The organism is Candidatus Streptomyces philanthi, from assembly GCF_059553635.1.
The window spans coordinates 1-8841 of sequence record NZ_JCANQV010000250.1 but is presented as its reverse complement, the minus strand read 5'-3'; the positions used below and the strand labels follow the sequence as shown (position 1 = coordinate 8841).

6 protein-coding genes are annotated in these 8841 nt (G+C 71.6%); all 6 read right to left on the bottom strand.

Translation table 11 applies throughout. The annotated features are described in order from the left end of the window. Positions 1-299: DUF8010 domain-containing protein (locus AC51EU_RS23365; protein WP_496269006.1), on the bottom strand; the 299-nt coding region annotated here is incomplete at its 3' end. Next, positions 296-730: an acyl-CoA thioesterase gene (locus AC51EU_RS23360; RefSeq protein WP_496269005.1), complete on the bottom strand. Its 435-nt coding sequence runs from the start codon at positions 728-730 to the stop codon at positions 296-298. The genes AC51EU_RS23360 and AC51EU_RS23365, both read right to left, overlap by 4 nt. Before the next feature lie 5 nt (positions 731-735). Beyond that, the gene (gene ettA, locus AC51EU_RS23355; protein ID WP_496269004.1) at positions 736-2400 is read right to left on the bottom strand and encodes an energy-dependent translational throttle protein EttA; all 1665 of its coding nucleotides are present in this window, start codon (positions 2398-2400) and stop codon (positions 736-738) included. Positions 2401-2681: 281 nt separating this feature from the next. Beyond that, on the bottom strand, positions 2682-4103 hold the full coding sequence (locus AC51EU_RS23350) for a thioester domain-containing protein (protein WP_496269008.1): 1422 nt from the start codon (positions 4101-4103) through the stop codon (positions 2682-2684). 231 nt (positions 4104-4334) lie between these two features. Further along, complete coding sequence (locus AC51EU_RS23345) at positions 4335-5228, bottom strand: single-stranded DNA-binding protein (protein WP_496269003.1); 894 nt, start codon at positions 5226-5228, stop codon at positions 4335-4337. Between the two features lie 269 nt (positions 5229-5497). Further along, complete coding sequence (locus AC51EU_RS23340; protein ID WP_496269007.1) at positions 5498-7441, bottom strand: YfjP family GTPase; 1944 nt, start codon at positions 7439-7441, stop codon at positions 5498-5500. Positions 7442-8841 lie beyond the last annotated feature (1400 nt).

The window sequence follows — 8841 nt, the reverse complement described above, 5'->3', positions numbered from 1 at the left end:
AGCACCCCGGCCCACGGCGGGCCGGTGACCGCGGGGGGCACGGTGACGTGCGCCGTGTCCTCCTCGATGCCGTCGAGGAGTTCCCCGGCCGAGACGGTGACGTCCAGGGCGGTGTCGTCGGCGAGCCGTGCCGTGCGGATCGCCAGCACCTCGAAGGACGGCGGCCGCCCGAAGACGGCGAGGACGCCGCCGCCGGCCTGGAGCCGGACGGCGGCGGCCCGGTCGTAGTGGATCAGCCGGGCCAGGAAGGCGGCCAGGTCGGCGGCCTCCCCGGCACCGGCCAGGCGCAGCGCCGTCATGCGGTGACGGCCCCCTCCCCGCGCGCGGCGTCGTCCGTGTACTCCTTCAGGTACGCCCGCTCCTCCGCGGTGATGCGCCGGGGACGCTGGGCCGCGAAGTCGTAGGGGACGACGATGGTCGAGGCGCGGACGTAGAGCGTGTCCTCGTCCTTGATCTCGTAGCGCACGGTCATCGACGCGGCGCTGATCTTCGTCACCCACAGTTCGATGTCCACCGGGGCGTGCCGGTGGACCAGCGGGCGTACGTAGTCGATCTCGTGCCGGGCCACCACGGACCCGCCGGTGAACGACGTACTGCCGTCCCCCGGCGCCAGCCGGTGCATGAAGTCGATCCGCGCCTCTTCGAGGTAGCGGACGAACACCGCGTTGTTGACATGGCCGAACGCGTCCATGTCCGACCAGCGCAGGGGGCAGGAGTAGTGATGCCGCACGCCGGTCAGCCCCGGGTGAGCTTCTTGTACGTGGCGCGGTGCGGGCGGGCGGCGTCCGCGCCCAGCCGCTCGATCTTGTTCTTCTCGTAGGACTCGAAGTTGCCCTCGAACCAGAACCACTTGGAGTCGCCCTCGTACGCCAGGATGTGGGTGGCGACGCGGTCGAGGAACCAGCGGTCGTGGGAGACGACGACGGCGCAGCCGGGGAAGTCCAGCAGCGCGTTCTCCAGCGAGGACAGGGTTTCGACGTCGAGGTCGTTGGTCGGCTCGTCGAGGAGCAGGAGGTTGCCGCCCTGCTTGAGGGTGAGCGCCAGGTTGAGGCGGTTGCGCTCACCACCGGAGAGCACACCGGCCGGCTTCTGCTGGTCCGGGCCCTTGAAGCCGAACGCCGAGACATAGGCGCGGGAGGGCATCTCGACCTGGCCGACGTTGATGTAGTCCAGCTCGTCGGAGACCACGGCCCACAGCGTCTTCTTGGGGTCGATGTTCTCGCGGCCCTGGTCGACGTAGGAGATCTTGACGGTCTCGCCGATCTTGATCTGGCCGGAGTCGGGGGTCTCCAGGCCCTGGATCATCTTGAACAGCGTGGTCTTGCCGGCGCCGTTCGGGCCGATGACGCCGACGATGCCGTTGCGCGGCAGGCTGAAGCTCAGGTCGTCGATGAGGACCTTCTCGCCGAACGCCTTGGAGAGGTTCTCGACCTCGACGACGACATTGCCCAGACGCGGGCCCGGCGGGATCTGGATCTCCTCGAAGTCCAGCTTCCGCATCTTCTCGGCCTCGGCGGCCATCTCCTCGTAGCGCGCCAGACGGGCCTTGGACTTGGCCTGCCGCCCCTTGGCGTTGGAGCGGACCCACTCCAGCTCGTCCTTGAGGCGCTTGGCGCGCTTGGCGTCCTTCTGGCCCTCGACCTTGAGACGGGTCTGCTTGGTCTCCAGGTACGTGGAGTAGTTGCCCTCGTAGCCGATGGCGCGGCCGCGGTCGAGCTCCAGGATCCAGCCGGCGACGTTGTCGAGGAAGTACCGGTCGTGGGTGACGGCGACGACGGTGCCGGGGTACTTCGCGAGGTGCTGCTCCAGCCACTGCACGGACTCGGCGTCCAGGTGGTTGGTGGGCTCGTCGAGGAGCAGCAGGTCGGGGGCCTCCAGCAGCAGCTTGCACAGCGCGACGCGGCGGCGCTCACCACCGGAGAGGTTGGTGACGGGCCAGTCGCCGGGCGGGCAGCCGAGGGCGTCCATGGCCTGTTCGAGCTGGGTGTCGAGGTCCCAGGCGTTGGCGTGGTCGAGGTCCTCCTGGAGCTTGCCCATCTCCTCCATGAGGGCGTCGGAGTAGTCGGTGGCCATCAGCTCGGCGACCTCGTTGAAGCGCTTGAGCTTGCCCATGACCTCCTTGGCGCCGTCCTGGACGTTCTCCAGCACCGTCTTGGACTCGTCCAGCGGCGGCTCCTGGAGGAGCATGCCGACGGTGTAGCCCGGCGAGAGGAAGGCGTCGCCGTTGGAGGGCTGCTCCAGGCCGGCCATGATCTTCAGGACCGTGGACTTGCCGGCGCCGTTGGGGCCCACGACGCCGATCTTGGCGCCCGGCAGGAAGCTGAGCGTCACGTCATCGAGGATGACCTTGTCGCCGTGCGCCTTGCGCGTCTTGCGCATCGTGTAGATGTACTCAGCCAAGAGAAACCGTCCGGGCAGTCTGGATCTGTCAGGTCTGTGTGCGGCTCCGCCGCGTGGGCCATGGTGCGGCGTGGCCGCGCGAGGGCAGATACACCCATCTTGCCGTATGCCCGTCGTGCCGCGGAAACGGGATTGCCCGGGGCGGACGCGGACGGCCCCGGAGCGCTGGTGCGCTCCGGGGCCGTGGACGCCGGGTCACCCGTCGTGCGGGGCGTCCGGCGGCCGGGCGGCCCGGGGCCGCCGTACGGTGATGCCGGTCACCTCACGGGTGCCGCTCCGGCTCACGCGTTGCCGGTCTTCTTCTTCCGCAGGAAGAACACGGCGCCGCCGCCGACCGCGACGAGCGCGACCGCGACACCCGCGATCACGGGGGTGGCGCTGCTGGAACCGGTCTCGGCGAGGTCGCCGCCGTTGCCGGTGGAGCCGCCGTTGTCACCGTTGCCGGTGGTGCCGCCGGCCGGGGCGGTGCTGCTGGGCTGGGGGCTGGGCTTGTCGCCACCGTTGCCGCCGGTGCCGTTGCCGGCGGTCTCGCAGTCCAGGACGCCGGAGAAGGTCTTGGTGAAGCCGCCCTCACCGGTGACCGTGATCTTGTAGGGCTGGTCCTCGCCGACCGGGATGGTCACGGTCTCCGACTTGCCCGGGGTGACCTCGTGGTCCTTGCCGGAGAGCTGGAAGCGGAACGTCTCGTCGCCCTGGTTGTCGACGGTGACGTCCACGCCGCCCTTGGAGCAGTTCTCGCGGGCGGTGACGGCCGGGACCGCGCCCTGCCTCTTCCAGGTGGCGGTGGCCTTGGCGGTGACGGTGGACTCGCTGGAGCCGGCCAGGATCTGGGTCTGGCTCTTGGCGTGCTGGCCGACGCCGGTGAAGACGCGGCCGACCGGGACCTTGGTGGCGGCCTGGGCGGTCAGCGAGGTGGCGCCGTCGGCCGCGCCCTTCGGCACGTCGAAGAACAGCTGGGAGTCGTTGACGGCGCTGGTGGCGGGCTTGCCGTCCTTGTCGACGACCTTGACGCCGGAGGGGGCGTCGGCGGCCGGGGCGACGGTGACGCTGTCGGCGTTGGTGTGCACGGTCACCGGGCCGAGGCGGTTGCCGGACTTGCCGGAGACGGCCGGCGGCGTCAGGGTCAGCGACGCCTGGGGCTCGTTGAGGTTCTCGGCGTTCTTCTGGAGGTAGTCGGCGAGCTTCTCGGCCGCCGGGTCGACCGCGTCCACCTTGACGTGGTCGGAGAAGCGCCAGATCGCGACCTGGGTGCCCGCAGCGGCGGTCTTCTCGCTGAGGGCGCCGGCGCCGGCCTTCTGGGCGAGCGCGGCCAGGTCGTTCACCTGCGGGTAGGAGTTCTGCAGGATCCAGCGGATCTTGCCGGCGTCCGGATTGTTGTGCAGGGACGACGCGCTCCAGGGAACCTCCTGGTACTTCGCCTGCTGCTGGGTCGGGTTGTGGACGTCGATGCAGTACGTCTGGAGCGTGCCGCCGTTGTCGACCGACATCTCGAACAGGCCCGCGCCGATGCCCTGGTTGCCGCCCGGACCGTGGACGACCGCCTTGTCGTAGACCTTCAGGCCGGACAGCGTGGCGGTGGCGCCCCCGTGCGTGGAGGTCACGTCGTCCGCCGCGGCCGGGCCCGCGACGGTTATCGCCCCCGCGGTGGCCAGGCCCGACGCCATGACCACCGCGGCAAGGCGGGCTGCACCCCGCCCCTTCATCGAAAGCATGAAATTCCCCTCTGGGCGAGGCGGTCGAGTGGAAATGCCTCGCCGGAAAGATCTCAGAGACTCAACAGCCGAACTTCTCAGCCCCCGTGAGTACGCGTCGGATCCTAGGTAGAAGAGCAGGGCATATTCCGCGATATGGGCCTCCCGTGCTCGTTCCGAATCGCAATCGTTACCGAGAGCGGGCACCCATGGTGCGGCATTATCGACAAATCTCCGGAACCTTTAGGGCACCGCTACCTTTTCCGGCATATCGATCACATCCCCCGACGCCCCCTCCGCGCCCCCGATTACGAGGTTTCCCAAGGCTGTTGAATTCCCAACCTCATCGTTTTCCCACCGCGTCGCGGGACGCCTTTCCGCCGCCCCCGGCGACCGGGCGCCGACTCCCGGAGGCCCGCCACGGGGCGGCGCCCCGGCCGGTTCCGGGGGCGGTACCGCCCCCGGCGCCGCCGCACCCGCTTCCGCCTCCACCGGAGTTGACGTCGTGGGTACCGTCTTGGTTGTCGCCCTCACCAGCACGTCCGCGACTTTTCCGGTCCCGTCCCGCGGCATCCCGCTCTCTTCGGCGCGACCGATTCCCGCACGCGAACCACCGCTTTCCCCGTACGGGAAATCCGCGCCCACATATGAAGGAATACCCTTCCCGCTAGGGGAATTCGGCCCTACTCCCCCTGGGCCGTTCTCCGGCAGCGCGCCGCTTTCCTGAGCCGTAACGACTTCTTCCCTCGGCGGAAGTGCCCTCGCGCGATTGCCCCTGCGGAACGCGGCGGTCCCGCGCGAGAGATCGTGGCCGATCGCGACGGCGTCCACCTCCGCGGCGAACCACCGCTGCCCGCCGCGCTCCGGCGGCTGCTCCCCCTCCCGCAGCCGCAACCTCCCCTGCACCAGCAGCGGTTCGCCCACCGCCACCGACGCCGCGACATGGTCGGCGAGGGCACGCCAGGCCCGGACCGTGTAGAAGCTCGTCTCCCCGTCGGCCCACCGCTCCCGCTGCCTGTCCCATCGCCGGGACGTCGCCGCCAGGCGGAACCGCGCCACGGGCACCCCCGCCGCCGTCCACCGGTGCTCCACCGCCGTCGCCGCGTTCCCCACCAGCGTCACCATCGTGTCGCTCATCGCACACTCCCCCGTCCACGCCGCCTCACACGACGCCGTCGTCCACCCCCGACACCGTTGCCGTGGGCCGTGATGAGCCCATGCTGCACGGTTCCGTCCAGGGCCGCTCGGGGCTGTGGACAAGCTCCCGACTGGGGAAAACTTCGCCACTCGTGTGGGGGAGGGGTGGGTGTGGGGCGGCCGGAGGAAGGACCGGAGCGGTCGTCCGGGAGCGGTCGTGCGGCGTCCCCGGCGCCGTCACATGCCGGTCGTGCGGTGTCGGTGGCCGGTCATCCCCCCGACGTCCTCACGTACTGCTCGCGCACCTGCTGGTAGCGGCGCAGTTCCGCGGCCATCGGGCGCAGGACGTGGGCGTGGCCCTGGTCCGCCGCGGCCTCCCGCAGCCGTCGTTCGGCCTCCTGGCCGTACCGGCGGGCCGGGCCGCGGGCCGCGACCGCGCCCAGCCACAGCAGTGCCGGGCCGCCCACCGCCCCGATCAGCACCGGCAGCACCGCGGACATCCATCCGGTGTCGACGATCCCGGTGGCCACGGCCAACACCCACAGCAGTCCGACGACTTGCAGAACACACATCAGCCCCTGCAACGCGGCCGCCACCGTCCACCACCGGGGCCGCGCCACCGGCCCGTCCCCCAGCTCCGCCTCGGTCTCCGCCGCCGCCTCGTCCAGGGCCTCCGGCAGCCCCGCCGCGCCCCGCCCCGCGGCCTCCCGTACCGCGTGCGCCCAGGAATCCGGCAGCCCGCACGCCGCCTCGGCCGCGACCCTCCGCACCGCCTGTTCCACGACGGGCCGCGCCGCCACCTTCTCCCGCGCCTTCCCCTGCACGGCGGCGTCCCCCACCTCTGCCCACCGCGCCATGTGCCGCCCCGGGGAACGCCGGCCTCGCCCCGCACCGGCGGCCGCTCCCGTCACACGTCCGCGTCCGCTCCCCGCGCTCCCTTCCACTTCCCGTGTCACCGGAAGGCCGGTCGCCCCGTCCCCTCCGTACGTCCCTTCGGCACCGCGCTCCGCCCTGCGCCGCTCACGCAACCGCGACCACGGTCCGCCACAGGCCCGTTCCGCGTGCCGCAGCCAGTCACGTTCCGCCGCGCGGCCGGTGGCCGCCGCGCCCACCGCCTCGGCCAGCCGCGCGTCGAAGTCCTCCCGTGCGCTCTGCGTCAGCCCGAACCGGCTCCCCGCCACATACACCGGCCGCAACCGCTCGGCCGTCGCGTCGAGGTCCGCCGCGATCCGCAGCGCCGCGGCGTCCCGTCCGGCGACGAACCGGCCCAGCGCGTACCGCAGTTCCCCGATGCCCGCACCGGTCGCCGCCGACAGCGCCAGCACCGTCGTACCGGGCTCACCGTGTTCGCCCAGCGCCAGCCCGTCCTCGTCCAGCAGCCGCCGCAGATCGTCCAACACCTGGTCGGCGGCCTCGCCCGGCAGCCGGTCCATCTGGTTGAGCACGACGAACATGACCTCCGCGTGGCCCGCCAACGGACGCAGATAGCGCTCGTGCAGCACTCCGTCCGCGTACTTCTCCGGGTCCACCACCCAGACCACCGCGTCCACCAGTTCCAGCAGCCGGTCCACCTGCTCCCGGTGGGAGGTCTCCGCCGAGTCGTGGTCGGGCAGATCGATCAGAACGAGCCCGTGCAGCAGGGTCGAATGATCCACCGAGGTATGACGGCGGTGCACGGGAACTCCCAGGCGGCGCAGCAGCCCCTCGACCCCCGGACCACCCGGCCAGACACACGCCACCGGCTCACTGGTGGTGGGCCGCCGCGCGCCGACGACCGAACAGTCCGCGCCCGCCAACGCGTTGAACAGCGACGACTTGCCACTGCCGGTCGCCCCGGCCAGCGCGACAACGGTGTACGCACCGGAGAGCCTGCACCGCTCGTCCGCCGCGTCCAGCACCCGCCCCGCCCCGTCCAGCGCCCCACCCTCCAACCGGGTCCGCGACAACGCGATCAGCTCCCGCAAGGCGTCCAACCGCTCCCGCACCACCGTCCCCCGGGGACGCGGGAGTTCCCCGGTGCCGGAGGGCGGGGGTGGTGGGTCTTGGGGTGCTGCTGGTGATTTGGGGGGTGTTGGGGCTGCTGTAGGGGGCTCTGGTGTCGCTTGCGTTGTCGTCTGTGCCTCTGATGTCACGGGCATCGTTGGCATCGTGGGGACCGCTGGTGTTGTCGGCGTCGTGCGGATCGTTGATGTCGCCGGCCCCTCTGGCGCCATGCGCGTCGCTGACACCGTCGACAACCTTGGCGTCGCGGGCCTCGCTGGCGCCGTCGGGGTCTTTGGCTTTGGCGACGTCGTGGGGACCACTGACGCCGCTGACGCCCCTGGCCTCTCTGTCGTCACGGGCACTGCCGGCACCGTTGGCGCTGCCGGTTTCGCGGGGATCGCTGACGTCGCCGATGCCCCGGGCGCCAAGGGCACTGCTGGCGTCGCCGGCGCTGTCGATTTCGCAGGGATCGCTGCCGTCGCCGCCGCCTCTGGCCTCATGGGAACCTCCGGTGTCACAGGCGTCGTCGGTGCCGCTGCAACCGCCGACGCCCCTGACGTTGTCTGCATCGTGGGCCTCGCCTGCCCCGTTGGTGCCCTCGTCGCCGGGTCCCGCCTTCCGCCCTGCACCGCTGTTCCGCGCCCCGACACGACCGTTTCACGCCCCTGCACCACCGATTCACGCCTCCCATTCGGCACGGCCGCATTTCGCCTCCCGTCCGACACGTGGGCGTCCTGTCTCCCGCCCGACGTAGCGGTGGCCTGCCTCCCGTCCCGCACGGGCCCTTTCCACTTCCCGTCCGACGCGGGCGCGTTCTGCCATCCCTCCGACGTGGAGGCATCCCGCCTCCCGTCCCATGCGGGCGCTTTCTGCGTTCCGTCCGGCGCAGGAACGTTCTGCTGTCCGACTGGTGACGCCGCGTCCCGAGCCCCGTCCGGTGCGACCGGCTCCCGCCCTGGCGCTACCGCACCCCGAGCCTCCTCCAGCGCTGACGCGTCCTGCCTCCCGTCCGGCACGGCCGTCTCGTACGCCCCGCCCAGCTGCTTCCCGAGCCGTTCCATCCCGTGCACCGCCTCCCTGGCCCCGCTTCCGACACCCCCGCCTTCCCCTGCGCCCTCCCCGCACGTCCCCGCCGCCTCCTTCGCCTCAGAAGGCGCCCCCGAGGTGTTTCCCGTACGAACCCTCGCCGTGTTCCCCGTCCCAGACCCCAGCCCCGCCCGTGGCCCTGGCTCTGGTGCCACACCCTGCACACCGGCCTCATCCCCACGCGTCTCCGCGTCGCGCGCAGGAGTCCCGGCCTCCTCAGCTGCCTGTGCGGCCAACTCCGATGCCCCGGCAGTCACACCAGCTCCGGACCACGCACGCGTCTGAGCTTCCGCCGTAGCTCCCGCTCTCATCTCCGGGCCACACCGCACATTTCCCGACGCTTCGGCCTCAGAGCGCTCCCCGGACCACGCCCGCGCCTCTCCCTCCGCGCGTCCTCGGGACTCCCGCACCGCTCCAGCCGCCCCAGCCCTCTCCGGCAACGGACCACACCCCGTGGCCCGCACCGCCTCACCCCGTGCCCCTGCTCCTACTCCTGCCTCCGCCCCAGCTCCTGCTCCGGCCCCGTCGCTCACTCTCTGCTCTG